This is a genomic window from Phenylobacterium sp. Root1290, assembly GCF_001425305.1.
Classification (GTDB): domain Bacteria; phylum Pseudomonadota; class Alphaproteobacteria; order Caulobacterales; family Caulobacteraceae; genus Phenylobacterium.
The window spans coordinates 61,705-80,431 of the sequence record NZ_LMEE01000003.1; the positions used below are offsets into that span (position 1 = coordinate 61,705).

The 18,727-nt window shown below is 69.2% G+C and carries 20 protein-coding genes; 6 read left to right on the forward strand and 14 right to left on the reverse strand.

Annotated features, from left to right (window positions below; all coding sequences use genetic code 11):
* Positions 1-24: 24 nt before the first annotated feature.
* Positions 25-504, reverse strand: a complete 480-nt coding sequence (locus ASC79_RS15050; RefSeq protein ID WP_056022853.1) for a hypothetical protein — start codon at positions 502-504, stop codon at positions 25-27.
* 61 nt (positions 505-565) lie between these two features.
* Between ASC79_RS15050 and ASC79_RS15055 the strand changes: the two genes are divergently transcribed.
* Positions 566-997, forward strand: a complete 432-nt coding sequence (locus ASC79_RS15055; RefSeq protein WP_056022850.1) for a PaaI family thioesterase — start codon at positions 566-568, stop codon at positions 995-997.
* Between the two features lie 45 nt (positions 998-1,042).
* On the opposite strand, the gene ASC79_RS15060 is transcribed toward ASC79_RS15055, so the two are convergent.
* Complete coding sequence (locus ASC79_RS15060) at positions 1,043-2,497, reverse strand: aminotransferase class V-fold PLP-dependent enzyme (RefSeq protein WP_056022847.1); 1,455 nt, start codon at positions 2,495-2,497, stop codon at positions 1,043-1,045.
* Between the two features lie 82 nt (positions 2,498-2,579).
* Positions 2,580-3,269 (reverse strand): MgtC/SapB family protein, encoded by a 690-nt coding sequence (locus tag ASC79_RS15065; protein WP_056022842.1) that lies wholly within the window; start codon positions 3,267-3,269, stop codon positions 2,580-2,582.
* Between the two features lie 128 nt (positions 3,270-3,397).
* Here ASC79_RS15065 and ASC79_RS21140 point away from each other — a divergent pair, with 128 nt between their 5' ends.
* Positions 3,398-3,580, forward strand: coding sequence for a hypothetical protein (locus ASC79_RS21140; RefSeq protein ID WP_156378400.1), 183 nt, complete (start codon positions 3,398-3,400; stop codon positions 3,578-3,580).
* Positions 3,581-3,603: 23 nt separating this feature from the next.
* Here the strand turns inward: ASC79_RS21140 and ASC79_RS15070 are convergent, their stop codons facing one another.
* Entirely contained in the window at positions 3,604-4,347 is a 744-nt protein-coding gene (locus ASC79_RS15070; protein ID WP_056022839.1) for a YebC/PmpR family DNA-binding transcriptional regulator, read from the reverse strand.
* 117 nt (positions 4,348-4,464) lie between these two features.
* On the opposite strand from ASC79_RS15070, the gene ASC79_RS21145 reads away from it, so the two are divergent.
* Positions 4,465-4,686 (forward strand): hypothetical protein, encoded by a 222-nt coding sequence (locus ASC79_RS21145; RefSeq protein ID WP_156378399.1) that lies wholly within the window; start codon positions 4,465-4,467, stop codon positions 4,684-4,686.
* Here ASC79_RS21145 and ASC79_RS15075 read toward each other — a convergent pair.
* From ASC79_RS15075 to ASC79_RS15095, 5 genes are all read right to left on the reverse strand, one after another.
* Entirely contained in the window at positions 4,637-5,227 is a 591-nt protein-coding gene (locus ASC79_RS15075; protein WP_056022836.1) for a histidine phosphatase family protein, read from the reverse strand. The genes ASC79_RS21145 and ASC79_RS15075 overlap by 50 nt on opposite strands.
* Entirely contained in the window at positions 5,224-5,811 is a 588-nt protein-coding gene (locus ASC79_RS15080; RefSeq protein ID WP_056022833.1) for a histidine phosphatase family protein, read from the reverse strand. Before ASC79_RS15080 ends, ASC79_RS15075 begins: the two co-directional genes overlap by 4 nt.
* Positions 5,808-6,593, reverse strand: a complete 786-nt coding sequence (locus ASC79_RS15085) for an SDR family NAD(P)-dependent oxidoreductase (RefSeq protein ID WP_056022830.1) — start codon at positions 6,591-6,593, stop codon at positions 5,808-5,810. Before ASC79_RS15085 ends, ASC79_RS15080 begins: the two co-directional genes overlap by 4 nt.
* 23 nt (positions 6,594-6,616) lie before the next feature.
* On the reverse strand, positions 6,617-7,450 hold the full coding sequence (locus tag ASC79_RS15090; protein ID WP_056022827.1) for an alpha/beta fold hydrolase: 834 nt from the start codon (positions 7,448-7,450) through the stop codon (positions 6,617-6,619).
* Between the two features lie 80 nt (positions 7,451-7,530).
* On the reverse strand, positions 7,531-8,493 hold the full coding sequence (locus ASC79_RS15095; RefSeq protein ID WP_056022824.1) for a zinc-binding alcohol dehydrogenase family protein: 963 nt from the start codon (positions 8,491-8,493) through the stop codon (positions 7,531-7,533).
* Positions 8,494-8,719: 226 nt separating this feature from the next.
* On the opposite strand from ASC79_RS15095, the gene ASC79_RS15100 reads away from it, so the two are divergent.
* A complete protein-coding gene (locus ASC79_RS15100; RefSeq protein ID WP_056022822.1) occupies positions 8,720-10,432 on the forward strand; it encodes an alpha/beta fold hydrolase in 1,713 nt (570 codons plus the stop codon).
* A gap of 346 nt (positions 10,433-10,778) precedes the next feature.
* On the opposite strand, the gene ASC79_RS15105 is transcribed toward ASC79_RS15100, so the two are convergent.
* The 5 genes from ASC79_RS15105 to ASC79_RS15125 all read right to left on the reverse strand — a co-directional run bounded on the left by ASC79_RS15105 (position 10,779) and on the right by ASC79_RS15125 (position 16,424).
* Positions 10,779-11,942, reverse strand: a complete 1,164-nt coding sequence (locus ASC79_RS15105) for a DegT/DnrJ/EryC1/StrS aminotransferase family protein (RefSeq protein WP_056022819.1) — start codon at positions 11,940-11,942, stop codon at positions 10,779-10,781.
* Positions 11,943-12,335: 393 nt separating this feature from the next.
* Positions 12,336-13,124: a nucleotidyltransferase domain-containing protein gene (locus ASC79_RS15110; RefSeq protein ID WP_056022816.1), complete on the reverse strand. Its 789-nt coding sequence runs from the start codon at positions 13,122-13,124 to the stop codon at positions 12,336-12,338.
* Between the two features lie 72 nt (positions 13,125-13,196).
* Positions 13,197-14,780, reverse strand: coding sequence for an AMP-binding protein (locus tag ASC79_RS15115; protein ID WP_056022813.1), 1,584 nt, complete (start codon positions 14,778-14,780; stop codon positions 13,197-13,199).
* 190 nt (positions 14,781-14,970) lie between these two features.
* A complete protein-coding gene (locus tag ASC79_RS15120; RefSeq protein ID WP_056022810.1) occupies positions 14,971-15,396 on the reverse strand; it encodes a DUF2177 family protein in 426 nt (141 codons plus the stop codon).
* On the reverse strand, positions 15,393-16,424 hold the full coding sequence (locus ASC79_RS15125; RefSeq protein ID WP_056022807.1) for a cyclopropane-fatty-acyl-phospholipid synthase family protein: 1,032 nt from the start codon (positions 16,422-16,424) through the stop codon (positions 15,393-15,395). Before ASC79_RS15125 ends, ASC79_RS15120 begins: the two co-directional genes overlap by 4 nt.
* 129 nt (positions 16,425-16,553) lie before the next feature.
* On the opposite strand from ASC79_RS15125, the gene ASC79_RS15130 reads away from it, so the two are divergent.
* Together ASC79_RS15130 and ASC79_RS15135 are read left to right on the forward strand one after the other, a co-directional pair.
* Positions 16,554-17,879, forward strand: a complete 1,326-nt coding sequence (locus tag ASC79_RS15130; RefSeq protein ID WP_056022804.1) for an NAD(P)/FAD-dependent oxidoreductase — start codon at positions 16,554-16,556, stop codon at positions 17,877-17,879.
* Positions 17,876-18,655 carry a DUF1365 domain-containing protein gene (locus tag ASC79_RS15135; protein ID WP_056022800.1) on the forward strand — a complete coding sequence of 260 codons (780 nt, stop codon included), beginning with the start codon at positions 17,876-17,878 and terminating at the stop codon, positions 18,653-18,655. The genes ASC79_RS15130 and ASC79_RS15135 overlap by 4 nt, the downstream gene beginning before the upstream one ends.
* Positions 18,656-18,727: the final 72 nt, after the last annotated feature.

The following is an 18,727-nucleotide window of genomic DNA, read 5'->3' on the forward strand; positions in this document are numbered from 1 at the left end:
CGGGCTCGCGGATACGGAGCGCGACTATAGGGGCAGGCCCGCGACCTTGGCGAGGTTGGGCTTGGGAATGGCGGACACGAAGGCGCCCTGGGCGTTGGCCTTGTCGCGGGCCAGTTCGGCCCAGGCGGCGGCGAAGCCGGTGGGGCTGGCCTTGCTGGGAGCGGCGATGGCGAAGGCGGGCTGGCGGCCGGCGAGGGCGGCGGTGAGCGCCGCCCAGAGGTCGAGGTTCTCGGCCGGGGCGTCCTCGCCCTGCGGCGGGCGGCCGGCGGCGATCAGGGCGGCGGTGCGGGCGACGACGGCGTTGTCGATCTGGATGGCCACCGCCCCCTTCGGCAGGTCCTTGAGCGCCGCCACCAGGGCGGCCAGGGCGATGCGTTCGGGCGTGGTGTAGCGCTCGCCGCCGGCATGGCCGGACGCGGCCTTGTCATGGCAGCGGACATAGGCCCAGCCGCCGCACTTGAAGGCCTCGTGATAGCTGGTCTGAATCCAGATGGCGCTGCTCATGCCGGCGCTCTAGCAGTTTGCGCGACGGCGTGCATGATCGCTCGACCAGAGAGAGCAAATCATGCCGGCCACCACCAACAACACCAGCGTCGAGAAACTGAACCAGGCCAACGAGGGCAAGCTGCCCGGGCACCTGGGACTGGTGATCACCGAGGTCAGCGACGGCAAGGTCGTCGGACGGTTGAAGGTGCGCCAGGACCTGGTGGCCCACACGGGCTACCTGCTGGCCGGGGCGGTGCTGTCGGTGGCCGATATCCTTTGCGCGTATGGCGTCTCGACCGCCTGGCCGGACGGGGCCAACGGGTTCACCACCGCCGAGGTTAAGGCCAACTTCGTCGGCACGCTGCGCGACGGCGAGGCGATCTGCACGGCCAGCCTGCTGCACGGCGGGCGCACCACCCAGGTCTGGGACGCCAAGGTCGAGGACGCGGCCACCGGCAAGCTGATGGCCGCCTTCCGCTGCACCCAGATCATCCTCTATCCGCGGGCCTAGCGATGCGTCGGTGCTGAGCGCCGTGAGCGGTGGCGAGGTCGCGCCCTAGCCCAAGGCGGCGATCGCCTTGAGGGCGAAGGCGACGTCGTCGGGCGTATTGCGGATGCTGGGCGTCAGCCGGGCGTGGGAGACGCCGTAGGGCGCGTCCGAGCCGATGATCCGCCACTGGCGCAGCCGCGAGACCACGCCGCGCGCCGACATGCCGGCGACGTCGAAGCTGACGATCCCGGCCGACATCTGCGGGCTGATCGGCGTGCGCACGCGCACATGAGGCATGGCCGCCAGGCCGGTCTTGAGCTGGCTGGCCAGGTCGTGGGTGCGCCTGGCGATGTGCTCCTTGCCGACGCCGAGGTGGAACTGGAAGGCGTCGGTCATCGCCCAGACATGCTCGAAGGCCTTGAAACCGCCTGGGGTCATTCGCGCCGCGGTGGTGGGGCCGGGATCGAAGCCGCCGATCCAGGCCGAGTAGGCGTTGGAGGCCAGGAAGCTGGGGATGATCGGGGCCAGCCTCTGGAGCGCCAGGGGCGAGAAGAACACCACGCCGGTGCCGCGCGGCCCGAACAGCCACTTGTGGCAGCCGGCGACCAGCACGTCGCAGCCAAGCTCCGGCAGGGTGGTGTTCTCGACCCCGAAGCCGTGGACGCCGTCGACGCAGAAGAGGACCTGATCGGCGGGCTGGCGGCCGGCGTTGATCGGTTTCAGGGCGTCGGCGATGGCTCGGATCGGCAGCTTCAGGCCAGTCGAGGAATGCACCCAGGTCAGGGCCAGGACGCGGGTCGCCGGCGTGATCGCGGCCACCACGCGGCGGACGATATCGACGGTGGAGGCGGTCTCGGCCCCGTCGTGCAGAGCGATCTTGCGGACCGTGAAGCCGTTGCGCTGGGCCGACAGCCGGAGCGATTCGTGAGTGACGTAGTAGTCGTGGACGCTGGTCAGCACCTCCTGCCCATAGCGCAGGGTCAGGCCGCCATAGAGCAGGCCGATCCCGGAGGTGGTGCTCTCGCACAGGGCGACATGGTCCGTCGGCACGCCGAAATAGGAGCCGGCGGCCGCCCGCGAGAGGTTCTGGCCGCGCTTGTTGTTCTGCTCCAGATAGGTGACCGGGTTGCGGTCGAGCGCCGTTCGATGGCGGGTGATCGCCTCGCGCACGGGCCGGGGGTTCGAGGCGAACAGCATCGCCGAGAGGTCGACTTCGCTCCAGTCGAGGTCCCATTGCGCGCGAAGCCGGCTCCAGTCGGGAGCGGGGCGCGAGCCCGGCGCCGGCAGCGGCTGCGACTCGGGAAGCGCCGGTTCTTCGTCGAACTCGGCCGAGGGGCCTTCGGGCGCTGGCGTGGCGGCGGCGGCGGGAGCCGGCGCCGGGGTCGGCGGCGTCTTGGGCTTTCGCATGGGCCAGGCGGCGGCCGCTTCGCCGGCCGCGGTCACGACGGGACCGGCCACGAGACCCATGGCCAGCAGGTGACGCCGATTCAGTTTCTGCGCGCCGTCGCCGAGTTTCGCCATGAAGCCCTCCAACTCACCTTGGAAGACAATGCGGAGCTTGTTGGTCGGGTTTCGGACATCGGGTGAAACCCGCGGTCGAGGCTCACTCGTGCCGGGGCGACAGCTCGAACGCCATGACGCGCGGGTCGGCGCAGAGGTCGGCGGCGATCGCCTCGCCCGGTACCGGGCCGCGCCTGCGGAAGGTGGCCGCGAACTCAACGCCGCCATGGTCCGCCAGCAGCCGGTGTGTGATCACGTCGGGCCTGAGGCCATATCGGGCAAGCCATGCGACCAACTCCGACTCGGTGGCGAAGTCGCTCGCCGAGTAACGGATGGTCAGGTCGATGTGGCGGTACTGCGGTAGGCGGATTTCAAGCAGACGGAAGCCGACCAGCACGAACAGGGTCACCAGCGTGCCGCCGATCGCCAGGCTGAAGAAGCTGATCCCGTAGAGCACGCCGAGGGCGGCGGTGGTCCAGAGCGAGGCGGCGCTGGTCAGGCCGCGGACCGAGAAGCCCTCCTTGAAGATCACGCCGCCGCAGAGGAAGCCGATCCCGGTCAGGACGCCGTGCGCCATCCGAACCGGATCGATGCGGATGATGTCGTCGGGGGTGCCGGCCATCCAGCGCACCTGATGCACCGCCGCCAGCATCAGCAGGGCCGAGGCCAGGCACAGCAGGATGTGGGTGCGTACGCCGGCGGGACGGCCGCGGTACTCGCGCTCGAAGCCGATCAGGCCGCCCGCGGCCACGGCGCCGGCGAGCGGCAGCAGATATTCGATCGCCCAGTTCATCACCCCAGAACGCGCGAATTCCGGTTAAGCTTCCCGGCGTCCGCAGGCGCGCCGCAAAGTAGCCAATTTCTTCTTATGGAAGAGGCGCATAGCCGCGCTTCGGCGCGATCGGCAGGGGGTGAGAAATCGTGCGGAAAATAGTTCTGGTTCTGACAGCGGCCGGCATGGCGCTGGGTCTGGCGGCCTGCGGGCACAATGTCGAGCAGAGGGCCGCGACCGGCGCGGCGGCCGGCCTGATCGTGGGCGGGCCGGTGGGCGCGGCCGTGGGGGCCGGCGTCGGGGTGGTGGTCAGTAAGACCACCGACCCCTAAAGGCGCAGGCGGAGAGGTTCGGCTTAGCCGAACTTCTCCATGTCCTCGTCGGAGATCTCGTAGTCGCCGTAGACGTTCTGGACGTCGTCGTCGTCGTCGAGGGCGTCGATCAGCTTCAGCAGCGTCGGGACGGCGTCGCCGGTGACGGCGACGAAGGTCTTGGGACGCCAGACGATCTTGCTGGTCTTGGCTTCGCCGAGCACGGCCTCCAAGGCGCTCGCCACTTCGGCGAAGTCCTCGAAGGCGGTGTAGACGACGTGGCTCTCTTCGTCGGACTCGACGTCCTGGGCGCCGGCCTCGATGGCCGCCTCCATGACCTTGTCTTCCGAGCCGACCTTGGCCGGGTAGGTCAGTTCGCCCAGGCGGTCGAACTGGAACGACACCGAGCCCGAGGCGCCGAGGTTGCCGCCGTTCTTCGAGAAGATCGTGCGGATGTTCGAGGCCGCGCGGTTGCGGTTGTCGGTCAGGCCTTCGACGATGATGTTGACGCCGCCGGGGCCGAAGCCTTCGTAGCGGACTTCCTCGTAGTTCTCCCCGTCGCCGCCCGCGCCCTTCTTGATGGCGCGCTCGATATTGTCCTTGGGCATGGACTCGGCGCGCGCATTGGTGACGGCGAGGCGAAGGCGGGGGTTCATCGCCGGGTCGGGCATGCCCGACTTGGCGGCGACGGTGATTTCACGTGACAGCTTGGAGAACAGCTTGGACCGCGCCGCGTCTGCGCGGCCCTTACGGTGCATGATGTTCTTGAACTTGGAATGTCCGGCCATGTGTCTCTCTAAAGGTCAGTGCGCGGCTTCTAACCTTAGAGGCGTTTGAACGCCAGCGGGGCCGGAACCTGCATCGTCCACAGGGGTTAGGCCTGCGCAGACACCGGAGCCCAGCCGATGAGCGACTACTACGACGACGTGCTTGACGAAGAACCGACCGGAACCGTTGTGCGCTGGATGGACCGTCCACCCCTGCACCTGGGGCCGGCGGCGCTGTCGGGCGCGGTGGCCGGAGCCTTCCTCCTGGGCGCGGTGGCCGCGCTGGGTCTGGTGGTGCTGAGCCGGCGGACTACGTTTGAGCCGCGACTTCGCAGTCGATTCTCTCGACTGCTCCACTAGCGAGCCGGAAAACGGCGTCCTGGGGCACGTCCTGCGCCCAGGTCTCCGCGCGCGACAGGCCCAGATAGGCGCCGCGCACCACGCGGCCCGAGCCGCCGTGGCTGACCACGATCACCTTGCGCTCGGGTTCGGGCGGCAGGCCTGCCAGCCACGCGCTGACGCGGGCCTCGACAGACTCGAAGCTCTCGCCGCCGGGCGCGGCGAACTGCCAGTCGCCGCGGCCGAAGGTCTCCGGATGCTCGGCGGCCAGTTCGTCGCGCAGGCGCCCGTCCCACTCGCCGAACGAAACCTCGATCACACGCGGGTCGGTTTCGATGGGCAGGCCCAGCGCCTGGCCGATGACGCCGGCGGTGTCCTGGGCGCGGCCCAAGGGGCTGGCGATCAGCCGCCAACCGTCAGGTTTTCCGATCAGATCCCGCAGCAACCTGCCGGCCGCGGCGGCCTGCGCGCGACCGAGCGCCGTCAGCGGGGAATCCATGTGGCCCTGCTGGCGGCGTTCGGCGTTGAAGTGCGTCTGTCCGTGACGGACGAGGTAGATCATGCGGCGACCGGAGCGCAGGCCAGGCGCTCGACGTTCCCGCCCCAGAGGCGGAAGAGCGCGTCCTGCGGCGTGTCCTGTTCCATGGTCGCCTGGCGCGAGAGGCCTTGATAGGCGCCGCGCATCAGCACGCCGGCGATGCCGTGGCTGACGGCGATCACCTTGCGCTCGGGCTCGGGCGGCAGGGTGGCGAGCCAGGGGCGGACGCGGGCGTCCACGTCCTCGAACCGCTCGCCGTCCGGGCTGCCGAAGACCCATTCGCGGCCGGCGAAGGTCTCCGGGTGTTCCTGACGCAGGTCCGCGTACATGCGGTTCTCCCACGAGCCGCAGCCGACCTCGATCAGTGCAGGGTCGATCTCCACCGGCAGGCGCAGGGTGCGCGCGACGATGGCCGCCGACTGGCGGGTGCGGCGCAGAGGGCTGGCGAGGATGCGCCAGCCCTCCACGTCGCCGATCTGCTCGGCCAGGACGTTGGCCATGGCCTGGACCTGGGCCATGCCCAGCGAGGTGAGCTGGGAGTCGGTCTGGCCCTGGAGACGGCCGTCGCGGTTGTAGTCGGTCTGGCCGTGACGCAGCAGGTAGATCATTTCTTGCGACGCACCACCGGATGCGAGGACGACAAGCCGCCGTCGACGACGATGGCCTGGCCGTTGACGTAGGAGCTTTCGTCCGAGGCCAGGAACAGGGCCGCATTGGCGATCTCGATGGGCACGCCGCCGCGGGTCATCGGGTTCAGCTGGCCGATCTTGTCCTCGTTGCCGCGGGCGCGGGCGCCGTCGAAGATCGCCTGGGTCATGCCGGTCTCGATCAGGCCCGGGCAGATGGCGTTGACGCGCACGCCGGTGCCGTAGAACTCGTTGGCCGAGGTCTGGGCGAGATTGATGACGCCCGCCTTCGACGCCGAGTACGGCGAGCCGCCGGCGCCCGAGCGGATGCCCGCGACCGAGGCGGTGCAGATGATCGAACCCTTTTCCTTGGGGATCATGACGCGCGAGGCGTGCTTCACCAGCAGGAAGGCCCCGATCAGGTTGACGCGCAGGATCTCCGCCCAGAAGGCGCCGTCCTGCTCGTCGAAGCCGGTCCAGCCGCCCGAAATGCCGGCGTTGGCCCAGGCCACGTCGAGGCCGCCGTAGTCAGCCACGGCCTTGGCCACCAGGCTCTCGACGAAGGCCTCGTCGCCGGCGTCGCCGGTCAGGGCGATGGCCTTGCCGCCGGCTTCGCTCACCAGGCGGGCGGTCTCGACGGCGCCGTCGGTCTTGTCGGCGATGACCAGGCTGGCGCCTTCGGCCGCGAACAGCAGAGAGGCGGCGCGGCCGATGCCGGAACCGGCGCCGGTGATGACGGCGGACTTGCCGGAGAGACGTCCCATGAGGTGTTCCTTACTTGCGAAATTCAGGCGCGCGCGACGGCGGCGGTGATGGCGTCGATGAAGAGGTCGTGCAGGGCGGGCGGCAGGTCGTGGCCCATGCCGGGCACGATGCGCAGCTCGGCGCCGGGGATCGCCGCGGCCGTGGCTTCGCCGCCAAACGGCTTGACCAGCGGGTCGGCGGCGCCGTGCAGGACGACGGCGGGAATGTTCAGGTTGGCGAGGCGTTGGGTGCGGTCGCCGTCGGCGCGGATGGCGCCCATCTGGCGGGCCGAGCCGGTCGGGTTGAAGGCGCGGGCGTACTCGGCCGCCGCGCGTTCGCGCAGGGCTCCGGGCGGCCAGGGATAGCCGGGACTGCCGATGGTCTCGCCGTTGCGGACCGCGAAGTCGAGGAAGGCCTCGAAGTCGGCCTGGGGGTTCGGCGGGGCGGTGTTGAGCACGGCGCCGGCCTCCGGCGTCGGATCGAGGGTGCCCGGGGCGCCGCTGGCCGACATGATCGAGGTGATCGAGAGGACGCGGCCTGGATGCTCGATGGCGACCAGTTGGGTGATCATGCCGCCCATGGAGACGCCGGCTACGTGGGCCTTGTCGACGCCGGCGGCGTCGAGCACGGCGACGGCGTCCGCGGCCATATCGGAGAGGGCGTAGCTCTCGCCCGGCTTGAACCAGGTGGAGAGACCGGCGTCACGATTGTCGAAACGGATGACGCGAAAGCCGCGGGCCGCGAGCTTGCCGCAGAAGTCGGCGGGCCAGCGGGTCATCTGCGAGCCTAGGCCGTTGATCAGCAGGATCGTCGGGGCGGCGTCCGAGCCGAAGGATTCGTACTCGAGTTCGACCAGGCCGTTTTTCGCGCGGGGCATGGGGCTCTCCGTGAGGGAACTAGAGTGTCATCCCGGACAAGCGCTCCGCGCCTTCCGGGATGACCCCTGTCTGGACTGGCTTAGGGAACCAGGACCACGCGGCCGACGGCGGCGCGGCTTTCGATGTAGGCGTGGGCGCCGGCGGCGTCCGACAGCGGGAAGACCTTGTCGATGACGACTTCCAGCTCGCCGCGAGCGGCTTCCTCCATCAGGCGCTGGATGTTGTCGTGCGCCCGGTCGGTCATGATCTCGGCGCCCAGGAAGACGCCGCGCAGCTGCCGGTTGCCGCCCATCATGGCGCCGACGTCGACGACCATCGGCTCGCGGCCGGCGGCGCCGACCATCGAGACGCGGCCGCGATAGGCCAGGGCGTTGATCGAGCCTTGAAGGGTGGGGCCGCCGACCGAGTCGACGATCACGTCCGCGCCCTTCTTGTCGGTGAGGCGCATGACCTCCTTCACCACGTCCTCGCGGGCGTAGTTGATGCCGTGGTCGAGGCCGAGCGGCTTGAGGCGTTCCAGGCGTTCGTCCGAGGACGCCGTGGCGAGCACGGTGGCGCCGGCGCGCTTGGCCAGCTGGATCGCGGCCACGCCCACGCCAGAGGCGCCGGCCTGGACCAGCACGGTTTCGCCGGCCTTGAGGTTGGCGGCGTCGAACAGGCAGTCGTCGGCGGTGCCGAAGGTGACCGGAATCGCGGCGGCCTTCTTGACGTCGAAGTCGTCGGGGATCGGCCAGCAGTTGCGGGCGGGCACGGAACGCAGCTCGGCGTGGCTGCCCCAGTTGTTCACGGTGGCGACCTTCTGGCCGACCTTGAGGTGCGTGACCTCGGCGCCCACGGCGATAATTTCGCCGGCGGCCTGGTAGCCGACCACATGCGGGTTGGTCATCAGCTTGCCGCCGAAGCGGCTGAGGACGTCGCCGCCTTCGATGGCGATGGCCTCGACCTTGATGATCACGCCCTTGGGGTGCAGCGCCGGATCGGGGAAGTCCTCGTACTTCAGGACTTCGGGACCGCCGTTCTCGTAATAGACCGCAGCCTTCATGTGTTTCCTCCAAATGACTTAAACAATTGTTTGAGGACGCTAGCCAAGACCAGGGGGCCGACGCAAGGGAAAGCGTCGCCTCCGAAGCGAGCCCGGCGCGCCACGATCCAGGCTGACACGAGCACGTGACAGGCGATGGGCGGCGCGGCGCTTGCAGAGCTCCAGGCTCTACCGTTCCTATGTGCCAGATCGGCACGTCTTCCCATGGACCGCGGCGTTAATCCTAATGACCCTGCTCGGCAGTCAGGAACTCGCGCACTCCGCTTCGCCGCCGGACCACGCGCGGCTTGTCATCGAGACCATGTACCAGGTCGCGGCCAATCCCGAGGCCTGGGAGCGGCTGATCGACGTCCTGGACGAGGATGGTCTGGGCCGCGAGCCAGGGCCTGACCTGCTGCGGGGGCTGGCGCTGAGCGAGGAAATCGCCCGGCTGGCGAGCCGCCCCGACGAGGGCCCGCCGCCGGCGGGACGGGTGGACATGGGCTGGCTGCTGCTGACCCCGCGCGGCAGGGTGCTGGCGCACAACGCCGCGGCGACCGCGGCCCTTGGCGCAGCGGTCGGCGGGCTGGAGATCGGCCAGCCGGTCGCGTTCGCCAATCCCGACAACGCCGAGGCGCTGGCCGCGGCGATGACCCGGGCGCGCGGCCAGCGCGGCCAGGTGATCGTCAAGCTGGAGCGCAGCCAGGAGGACGGCCCCAGCTTCGCCTATGTGGCGCCGGCGCGCGCGTTGCCCGGCCTGGCCGACCTGCCGGCGTTGAAGCAGGAGGGGGAGGCCTATGCCCTGGTGTTCCCGGCCGCCAGCGAGGCCGGCCGGCTGTGGGCGTCGCTGTCGGACAGTTTCGGCCTGACGCCGGCGGAGGTGCGGCTGGCGCGCAAGCTGCGGGACGGGCGTTCGCTGCAGGAGGCGTCGGACGAGCTGTCGGTGAGCGTCAACACCGTGCGCAACCAGCTGCGCGCGATCTTCGACAAGATGGGCCTGAAGCGCCAGAGCGACCTGATCCGGGCGTTGACTGAGCTGTCGGCCCTGGCCGGACTGATCGACGCCAGCGATCCGATCCGCGCCCAGGAGGAGGCTATCGCCCAGGCGCCGCCTGTGCTGGCCGTGACCTTGAGCGACGGCCGGCGGCTGGCCTATCGCGAGTATGGCGATCTGGCCGGGCGTGCGGTGCTGACCTTCCACGAGGGGTTGGGATCGAGCCTGCTGCCTCCCGGCACCGACGCGGCGGCGCGGCGGCTGGGCCTGCGGATCGTCTGCGCGGAGCGGCCCGGCTTCGGGCGATCGGACCCGCGGCCCGACTACAGCTTCGACGGGGTCGCCCGCGACATGGTCGAGCTTTGCGACCAGATCGGCCTGGCGCGGCTGCAGATCGCCGCGGTGCTGTCGGGCGCGCCCTCGGCGCTGCAGACCGCCATCGCGCTGGGCGAGCGGGTCGAGCGCGTGCACCTCTATTCCGGCCGTCCGCCACGGCTGCACGTCGATCGCGTGCGCAATCCGCTGACCCTGATCCGAAGCCGGATTGAGGCCAATCCGTGGATGGTGGAGACCTTCCTGGCGGTCCTGCGCCTGCGGTTGTCGCCGGCCATGCTGCTGCGGGTGATGCAGACCTCGAGCGGCCAGGCGCCTGGGGATGCGGCCTATGTCACCGCCCATCCTGAGATCGCGAACTATGTGGCCGCGTACATGGGCGAGGCGCTGGCGCATTCCAGCCGCGGACCGGCCGACGAACTGCGGGCGTTCCGCAGAGGCCGCAACATGAGCATCGACGGCCTGAAGGCGCGGCTGACCGTCTGGCACGGCGAGCAGGATCGGCTCGCGCCGCTGCAGCCGTTGCTGGACTTCCTGGGCGACCGCGTCGCCGAGGTGCACGTCATGCCCGGCGTCGGCCACTACCTGGCCCTGAAGCACTGGGACGACATCCTGCGCGAGTTCGCGGCCTAGCCCGAAGCCTAGTCCATTTGCGTCATGCGACTCGGGGCTCGCCCTGGCCATCTGGCGCAAAGCCGGGCTGGAGCCTTGCGGCGCGCGGTGCGTCCGCCTTGCCCGCACATCCACGAACCGACCGCGGCGAGCAGGCCGCGGGCGAGTCCGCGGGCCCGGCGTCGCAGCTCCACCCAGCGGCGCCGCCGGGTTCGAAGTTTCGCCAGGGAAATCGTCCCCTCTCCCTTGGCGAGCCACGGCGCAAAGCCGTGGACGGGAGCGAGGCGTGCGACCAGCTTCGGGGGAGGCGGGTCGGGCCCTCCAGGAGGCGGATGCGGTCTCGGCCGCGTCCGCCGTCCCCCACGCCTCAGGCGTTGCGCTTCACGAAGGCGCGGATCGCGGCGATGACGCGGTCCTGATCGTCCTGCGTCAGATAAGGGTGCATCGGCAGGCTCATCACCACCTTGGCCTTGGCGTCGGTGACCGGCAGGCCGCCGGGCGCCGGATAGACCGAATAGACGTCCTGGCGGTGGATCGGGATCGGATAGTAGACGGCGCTTGGCACGTCCTGGCTCTTCAGGTGGGCGACCAGGCCGTCGCGGTCATCGGTCTCGATCGTGTACTGCGCCCAGACGCTGACGCCGCCGTCGATGACCTTGGGCGTGGCGACGACGTCGGAGAGGCCGGCGGCGTAACGGTCGGCGACGCGGTTCCGGGCCTCGATCTCGTCGGCGAAGATGGTCAGCTTCTGCAGCAGCACCGCGGCCTGGATGGTGTCCATCCGGCTGTTCATGCCGACGCGCAGGTTCAGGTATTTGGGGTCGTGGTCGAAGGTCTTGCCTTCGAGGTCGGACTTCACCGCCTGGCCATGGACGCGCAGCGAGACCAGCAGGTCGTGCAGGCGCTCGTCCTTGCACAGCACCGCTCCGCCGTCGCCGTAGCAGCCCAGCGGCTTGGCGGGGAAGAAGCTGGTGGTCGTGACGTCGGCCCAGTGGATCGGGTGCTGGCCGTTCAGAGTGCAGCCGAAGCCCTGGGCGCTGTCCGCGATCAGTTTCAGGCCATGCTTGCGGGCGACCGCGGCGATGGCCGGATAGTCGGCCGGCTGGCCGAACAGGTCGACGGCGATGACCGCCTTGGGGGTCAGCTTGCCGTCCGCCTTCACCGCTTCGATGGCGGCGTCGAGGGCGTCGGGATCGAGGTTGTAGGTGCCCGGCAGAATGTCGACGAACACCGGCGAGGCGCCGACCAGGGGCATCACTTCGGCCGTCGCGGCGAAGGTGAAGGAGGGGCAGAACACCGCGTCGCCAGGGCCGACGCCCCAGGCCATCAGCGGCAGTTGCAGCGCCTCGGTGCCCGAGCCGCAGGAGAGCACGTAGGGGGCCTGGCCGAAGGCGCCGAGCTCCTTCTCAAACTGCGCGATCTCCGGCCCCATGATGTAGGCCCCCGAGCGCACGACCTTGAGGATCGCATCCTCGAGCGGCTGGCCCAGGCGGGCGCGTTGGGATTGCAGGTCGATGAAGGGGATCGGCATGGGCGAGATCTCGCGTAACGAAGCGGCGCGCTAAATGGCACGCGTCGGGAGTCTAGGCCAAACACGCTTGTTTTCGGAACGTTTCGCCTGAAACGAAATGGTCCCGGGGCGCCCCCCGACGCCTCCGGGACCGGGCCCCAGGCGCCCGGCGCTCGCGCCAGGGCGGGCTCGGGACCCAACTCGTCATGAATGACGGCGTCGTTTCGGTTAACGGTGGAATAACGCCAAAATGTAGATTGAGCTCAAAGGGGGACTTATTTTGCAGAAATTCTGCAATTTCCGAAGTATCGATATTATATACCGGCGTAATCTGAGTAACGGTCGTCGCTATTGGTAATGGTGGTCGCGAGCCGATACGCGGCGTGTCGATCTGGGCGGCCTGGCGACGCTCGGCTAGATCTCAAGCCCGAGTTCGCGGCGCAGGTGCGCGCGCGTGGCGGCTTCGAACGCCTCGGGCCAGGCGCCCCCGAGGCGCTGGGTCAGCGGGCGGGCGTTGGCAAGGAACAGCCGTGCGATCTCACCCTGGGCCGTCAGCAGGGCCGCACGCCCCGCGGCGGGGACGGGCAGGGCCTCGAGCGCGGCGCGCTGGTCGAGCGTCAGGAAGCCGTTCAGCCGCTTGGCGCCGCGGGCCGAGCGAGGCATGTCGTTCGCCTCCAGCATCAGTTCGACCAGCATGCCGCGCAGCAGTTCGACGCCCTGCTGGCCCACCAGCCACTCCTCGCGGCCGACGCAGACAGTCGAGAGGCCGAGCACGCGCAGGAACTCGTGGACGAGGCGGGAGATGCGGCCGGCCGCGCCGGGGTCGCGGTCGGCCGGGCGCGCCGGAGGGGCGTCGATCTCACCGGATAAGTGGACCAAGCCTGAACCGTCCTGGGTTGCGAACTCGGCCGGGGTCACGAACGCCAGGTCGAAGCGGCTCCAGGCCGGCGTGATTCCGGAGAAGATGCGCCCGTGCACGAGATGCGAAAAGACGGTGACCGGGAGGGCGATAGCGCCGTCGGCGCAGCCGCGCAGGCAGGCCGCGAGATCGTCGGGGGCGACGACGACGGTCAGGTCGATGTCGCTCCAGGCGTCGCTTTCGCCTTTGCCGAAGCTGCCCGAGAGCCAGGCCGAGCGAATGCGCGGGTCGGCGGCGAGCGCGGCTTTAAGTTGGTCGAGCAGGGCCTGCTGATCGTCGGTCATCGGAGGGCAGGCTGCAGGGGCGGATAGGCGGCGGCAAACGATTTTACCGCCGCCCGTCCGTGAGCTTTGGGCTCAGATCTGGCGCGTGCGGCCTTCCCAATAGGGGGCGCGGACCTTGTTGCGCTGGATCTTGCCGGCTTCGGAGCGCGGCAGCTGGGTCACGAAGTCGAGGCTGCGCGGGACCTTGAAGGCCGGCAGGGCCTTGCGGCCGAAGTCCAGGATTTCCTGGGCCAGTTCCTCGGAGGGTTCGAAGCCCGGGTTCAGCAGGATCACCGCCTTGACCTGCTCGCCCCACTCGTCGTGCGGCACGCCGACCGTGGCGCTGTCGGCGACGGCGTCATGCTTGATGAGCTCGTTGTCGACTTCCTGCGGGTAGATGTTCACGCCGCCGGAGATGATCGTCTCGGCGTTGCGGCCGGTGAGGAACAGGTAGTCGTCCTCGTCGAAATAGCCGACGTCGCCCATGGTGAAGAAGTCGCCGACGCGGTTGGCGTTGGTCTTCGCCTGGTCCTTGAAATAGGTGAAGCCGCCGCCGGGGGGCAGCTGATGATAGATGCCGCCGGGCACGCCGGGGGGGCACTCATTGCCTTCTTCGTCGAGGATGCGGACCTGGAGCAGGGCCGGGCGCTTGCCGACGCTGCCGGGCTTCTTGAGCCACTCCTCGGACGAGATCGTAAAGCCCGCGCCGCCTTCGGAGCCGGCGTAGTACTCCGAGAGCACCGGGCCGAACCACTCGATCATCGCCTGCTTGACCTCGGGCGGGCAGGGCGCCGCGCCGTGGACGATGTATTTCACATGGTCGATCGGGTAGCGGGCGCGGACCTCTTCGGGCAGCGCCAGCAGGCGCTGGAACATGATCGGCACGAGGTGCAGGTGGGTGACCTTCTTCTCCGAGATGGTCCGCAGGACCAGTTCGGAATCCCACTTGTCGATGAAGTAGAGCGGCGCGCCCGCGCCCATCGCGGCGCGCACGTCGAAGGCCAGCGGGGCGGCGTGATAGGCCGGGCCGGCGCAGAGCTGGATCGAATCGTCGTCATAGCCGCGCAGGCCGTACATCGCCTGTGGCGTGATGGTCGGGGCCTCGCGGAACACGCCCTTCGGGCGGCCGGTGGTGCCCGAGGTGTACATCATCTGGTTGCCGAGCACCGGATCGTCGATGTCCGAGCCGTCCAGCGGCGCGATGGCGTCGTCATAGCTCTGGAAGCCGGGGATATCGCCGCCGACGGCCAGCTTGAGGACCACGTTGGGGCACTGCTCTGCGGCGGGTGCGACGGAGGCGACGCGCGCCTCGCCGACCAGCACCTTCGCTTCGCAGTCGTTGATGATGTAGGCGATCTCGTCGGTGGTCAGGTGCCAGTTGACCGGGGTGATGCGCAGGCCCGAGCGCAGGGTCGCGGCCTGGACCTCGATGAACTCGGCGCGGTTGGAGCAGACGATGGCCAGGGAGTCGCCGGCCTTCAGGCCGTGCTGACGGAAGAGCCGGGTCAGCTTGTTGGCCGCCGCGTTCACCTGGGCGAAGGTCCGCGCGGTTCCGTCAGGATTGATCACCGCGGGCTTGTCGGGCTGGAGCTTGGCCCAGACGGCGGTGGTCATGCCGGTCGCCGCCGCTGCGTTCAGGACGTCTTCCAGGTTGGTGCGCTCTTTCAAATCTTCCATCAAATCCTCCCGACGCCGGCGGCCGGACGCGGTCCGCGCAGCGCTCTTTTCTATGATCCGCGACGGTGTTTCCCCGGCGGCCGCAAAGCGAAATATGCGATGCGGAATGGGCCGCTTCCGTTTCGGAAACCTACCATCACATGGCTCGACGCCGCCGACAACGGCGCGCGAAATCCGAACATGGATCGGATCAGTCGCGCGCGGCCACGAAGCGCCAGGCGACATAGCCTGCGGAGGCGGCGCAGGCGGTGAGGAACGTACCCCAGGCGATGTCCGCCAAGGTGATCTTCAGGGACCAGACCTTGAGCGTCGCCTGGTTGGTGAGGTCGTAGGTCGCATAGGCGACGAAGCCGAGCATCGCGCCGTTCAGCGCCGCCTTGGAGAGGCCGGCGCCCTCGCGCGCCGCCGGCAGCACGGCCAGGGCGATGATCCCGGCGATGTAGATCAGATAGAAGGCGACCGCGGCGGGCAGGTTGAAGCGGTCGGCCAGCACGGCGTCGAGGGCGGGGCGATAGAGCCGCGGCCCGATTTGGGTCAGCCAGATCGCGTCGATGATCGCGAAGGCGAGGCCGGCGGCGAGGCCGGCGGCGAGGTAGGCGGCGGCGAGGCGGATCATCGCGCGGGCGCCATCAGATAGTGGCTGACGCCCCACTCGCTGCCGCCGCGATGGCCGAACAGGCCGGCGGTCGCCAGGAAGAACAGCCGCCAGCGTCGTCCCCAGAGGATCGCGTCGTCGCCATAGGTCTGGGCCAGGATCGGCCGGATGGCCGCGCCGTTGCGGTCGTAGTTGGCCAGCCAGTCGCGGGCCGTGCGGGCGTAGTGCGCGCCGCTCCAGCGCCAGTCTGCCTCGACCTGGAAGAGATCCGGAAACTGGCCCGCCAGGTCGTGGCTGGGCATCACCCCGCCGGTGAAGAAATGCTGCGCGATCCAGTCGGCCTCGTCGTTCACATCGAACCGGTAGGGCGTGGCGCGGTGGGTGAAGACGTGCAGGAAGAGCTTGCCGTCGTCCTTCAGCCAGGTCCTGGCCCGCGAAAACAGGGCGCGCCAGTTGGCCATGTGCTCGAACATCTCGACCGAGACGATGCGGTCGAAGTCCGAATGCGGGGGTGCGAAGTCATTCATGTCGGCCGTTACGACCGTCAGATTTGTGAGGCCGCGCTCCTGGGCCCTGGCGCGGATGAAGTCGCCCTGACTGGCTGAGTTGGACACCGAGACGATGCGGGCGTTCGGCAGGGCGCGCGCCATCCAGAGCGAGAGCGATCCCCAGCCGCAGCCCAGCTCCAGGATGGCTTGGCCATCGTGCAGGTCGGCATGTGCCGCGGTCTCCGAGAGGGCGGCTTCCTCGGCTGCGGCCAGGGTGTTCACGCCCGCCGGATAGTAGGCGGATGAATATTTGAGCTGCGGTCCGAGCACCGCCTGGAAGAAGGCGGCGGGCAGTTCGTAGTGCTGGGCGTTGGCGGCCTCCACATGCTCGGCGATGGGCCGGGCGTCCATCTCCCGCGCGAACTGGGCCGCGGCCTGGGCCGGCGCGCTCTCCAGATTGCGGCGTGCGCCGCTGACCAGCAGGCCGATGGCTGCGCGGCGCACCGCGTCGGGCAGCGGCGCGCCTTCGAAGGCGTGGAGAGTGGAGGCGAGCAGGCTCATCGGCGTTTCCCTGGCGTCGGCGTCGGAGGAGATACGGCTGGGCGCGCGGTTTGGATGCGCCTTTGCATCCGCGGGCACGGCGGACCCGTAACTGCATCCACGAGTTCTAAGCACAGCGTGGAGCACCCCTTGACCTCACATCCGCCATTGAAGGTCGCCGTGATCGGCGGGGGCGTCGCAGGGCTTTCGGCGGCCTGGCTGCTTAGCCAGCACCATGAGGTCACGCTGTTCGAAGACGAGGAGCGGCTGGGCGGCCACGCCAACACCATCGCGGTGCAGGCGGGCGGGCGGCCGGTGGCCGTGGACACCGGCTTCATCGTCTACAACGAGCCGAACTATCCGAATTTCACCGCTTTGCTGGAGCACCTCGGCGTCGAGAGCCGGCCGGCGGACATGGCGCTGAGCGTGTCGTTGGACGACGGGGAGTTCGAATATTCGTCCGGCGCGCTGTTCGCGCAGGCCAGCAACCTGTTCAGCCTGCGCTATTGGGCCATGCTGAGGGACGTGACGCGGTTCTATCGGGAAGGCCCCAAGGACCTGGCGCAGCTCGAGGCGCCGCTCACCTCGCTGGAGGACTATCTGGAGCAGCGCGGTTACTGTCAGGCGTTTCGCGACGATCACCTGTTGCCGCAGGCCGCGGCGATCTGGTCGACGCCCTTGCGGACGATCCGCGAGTACCCGGCCGCCGCGCTGATCCGATTTTTCCAGAACCACGGGATGATGAGCGTGTTCGGGCGCGGGACCTGGCGCACGGTCAGCGGCGGCAGCCAGGCCTATGTCGGCAAGCTGGCGGCGGCGTTCCGCGGGACGCTGCGTCTCTCAAGCCCGGTGGCGATGGTGCGCCGCGACGCCGATGGCGTGGAGATCCGCGGCGCTGACGGGCGCGCCGAGCGGTTCGACCAGGTGGTGATCGCGACTCATGGCGATACGGCGCTGGGGCTGCTGGCCGACCCTGACGCCGAGGAGCGGCGCCTGCTCTCGGCCTTCCGCTACAGCCAGAACTTGGCGGTGCTGCATACCGACGCCAGTCTGATGCCGGTGCGGCGGGCGGCGTGGACGAGCTGGAACCACATCGGGCGGCGGGATGACCCGACGCAGGGCTGCGTCACCTACTGGATGAACCGGCTGCAGTCGCTGCGCTGCCCGCAGGACCTGTTCGTGACGCTCAATCCGACGCGGGAAATCGCACTGGAGTCGATCCTCTGGGCCGATTCCTACAGCCATCCGCAGTTTGACGCCGGGGCGATTGCCGCGCAGCGCGAACTTTGGTCGTTGCAGGGGCGGCGGCGGACCTGGTTCTGCGGATCGTACTTCGGCCACGGCTTCCACGAGGACGCTCTGCAGTCGGGCCTGGCGGTCGCCGAGGCGCTGGGCGGAGCGCAGCGGCCCTGGAGCGTCGAGGACGAGTCCGGGCGCATTCACCTGAACGAGCAGCCCCAACGGCGGGCGGGATGAGCGGCCCGGCGTCCGGTCTCTATGCGGGCGTCGTCACCCATGCGCGCCGCCGGCCGCGGCGCCATCGACTGCGCTACCGCATCTTCATGCTGCTGCTGGACCTGGAAGAGATGGACGGCCTGGCGGCGCGCTTGAAGCTGTTCGCCCTTCGCCGCCTGGCGCTGACGAGCTTCCATCCCGGCGACCACCTGAGCAAGGGCGCGGGGCCGCTGAAGGCGCAGGTCGAGGAGATGCTGTCCCGGGCGGGCCTGCCACATGGCGGACCGATCCGCCTGCTGTGCATGCCGCGAATTCTTGGCGGGGCGTTCAACCCGCTGAGCGTGTATTTCTGCCACGACGCGGACGGGGCGCTGAGCGCGGTGCTGTACGAAGTGAACAACACTTTCGGCGAGCGCCACGCTTATCTGATCGCCGCGGCCGGCGACGGCGGACTGGTCCGCCAGCAGTGCGACAAGCAGTTCTACGTCTCGCCGTTCATGGACATGGAGCTGACCTACCGGTTCAAGGTCGCGCCGCCTGGTGATTCGGTCGGGGTGGCCATCGAGGTGGACGATGCGGAAGGCACGATCCTGTCCGCCGGCTTCCATGCGCGCCGGCGCGAGTTGACCGACGCGAACCTGCTGGGCGCCTGGATCGCCCATCCGATGATGACGCTGGGCGTGATGTGGGCGATCCACTGGGAAGCCTTGTGGATATGGGCGAAGGGCGAGCGGCTGCGTCCGCGGCCATCGCCGCCGCTGCGCTTCGTGACCCTGGGCGCACCGACCGGCCACTAGAAGTCCGCGCGCAACACAACCTGGAAAATCTGCCGGTACGTCAAAACAAGTCTGGCGCGCAGTCCGCACGCG

Coding starts and splice junctions, on each gene's coding strand:
- ASC79_RS15075 (WP_056022836.1), bottom strand. CDS start 5,227: ATGATCTACCTCGTCCGTCACGGACAGACGCACTTCAACGCCGAACGC.
- ASC79_RS15120 (WP_056022810.1), bottom strand. CDS start 15,396: ATGATCCGCCTCGCCGCCGCCTACCTCGCCGCCGGCCTCGCCGCCGGC.
- ASC79_RS15095 (WP_056022824.1), bottom strand. CDS start 8,493: ATGAAGGCTGCGGTCTATTACGAGAACGGCGGTCCCGAAGTCCTGAAG.
- ASC79_RS15090 (WP_056022827.1), bottom strand. CDS start 7,450: ATGCCCCGCGCGAAAAACGGCCTGGTCGAACTCGAGTACGAATCCTTC.
- ASC79_RS15125 (WP_056022807.1), bottom strand. CDS start 16,424: ATGAGCCTGCTCGCCTCCACTCTCCACGCCTTCGAAGGCGCGCCGCTG.
- ASC79_RS15050 (WP_056022853.1), bottom strand. CDS start 504: ATGAGCAGCGCCATCTGGATTCAGACCAGCTATCACGAGGCCTTCAAG.
- ASC79_RS15110 (WP_056022816.1), bottom strand. CDS start 13,124: ATGACCGACGATCAGCAGGCCCTGCTCGACCAACTTAAAGCCGCGCTC.
- ASC79_RS15115 (WP_056022813.1), bottom strand. CDS start 14,780: ATGGAAGATTTGAAAGAGCGCACCAACCTGGAAGACGTCCTGAACGCA.
- ASC79_RS15070 (WP_056022839.1), bottom strand. CDS start 4,347: ATGGCCGGACATTCCAAGTTCAAGAACATCATGCACCGTAAGGGCCGC.
- ASC79_RS15105 (WP_056022819.1), bottom strand. CDS start 11,942: ATGCCGATCCCCTTCATCGACCTGCAATCCCAACGCGCCCGCCTGGGC.
- ASC79_RS15085 (WP_056022830.1), bottom strand. CDS start 6,593: ATGGGACGTCTCTCCGGCAAGTCCGCCGTCATCACCGGCGCCGGTTCC.
- ASC79_RS15135 (WP_056022800.1), top strand. CDS start 17,876: ATGAGCGGCCCGGCGTCCGGTCTCTATGCGGGCGTCGTCACCCATGCG.
- ASC79_RS15080 (WP_056022833.1), bottom strand. CDS start 5,811: ATGATCTACCTGCTGCGTCACGGCCAGACCGACTACAACCGCGACGGC.
- ASC79_RS21145 (WP_156378399.1), top strand. CDS start 4,465: ATGAGCGACTACTACGACGACGTGCTTGACGAAGAACCGACCGGAACC.
- ASC79_RS15060 (WP_056022847.1), bottom strand. CDS start 2,497: ATGGCGAAACTCGGCGACGGCGCGCAGAAACTGAATCGGCGTCACCTG.
- ASC79_RS15100 (WP_056022822.1), top strand. CDS start 8,720: ATGACCCTGCTCGGCAGTCAGGAACTCGCGCACTCCGCTTCGCCGCCG.
- ASC79_RS15065 (WP_056022842.1), bottom strand. CDS start 3,269: ATGAACTGGGCGATCGAATATCTGCTGCCGCTCGCCGGCGCCGTGGCC.
- ASC79_RS15055 (WP_056022850.1), top strand. CDS start 566: ATGCCGGCCACCACCAACAACACCAGCGTCGAGAAACTGAACCAGGCC.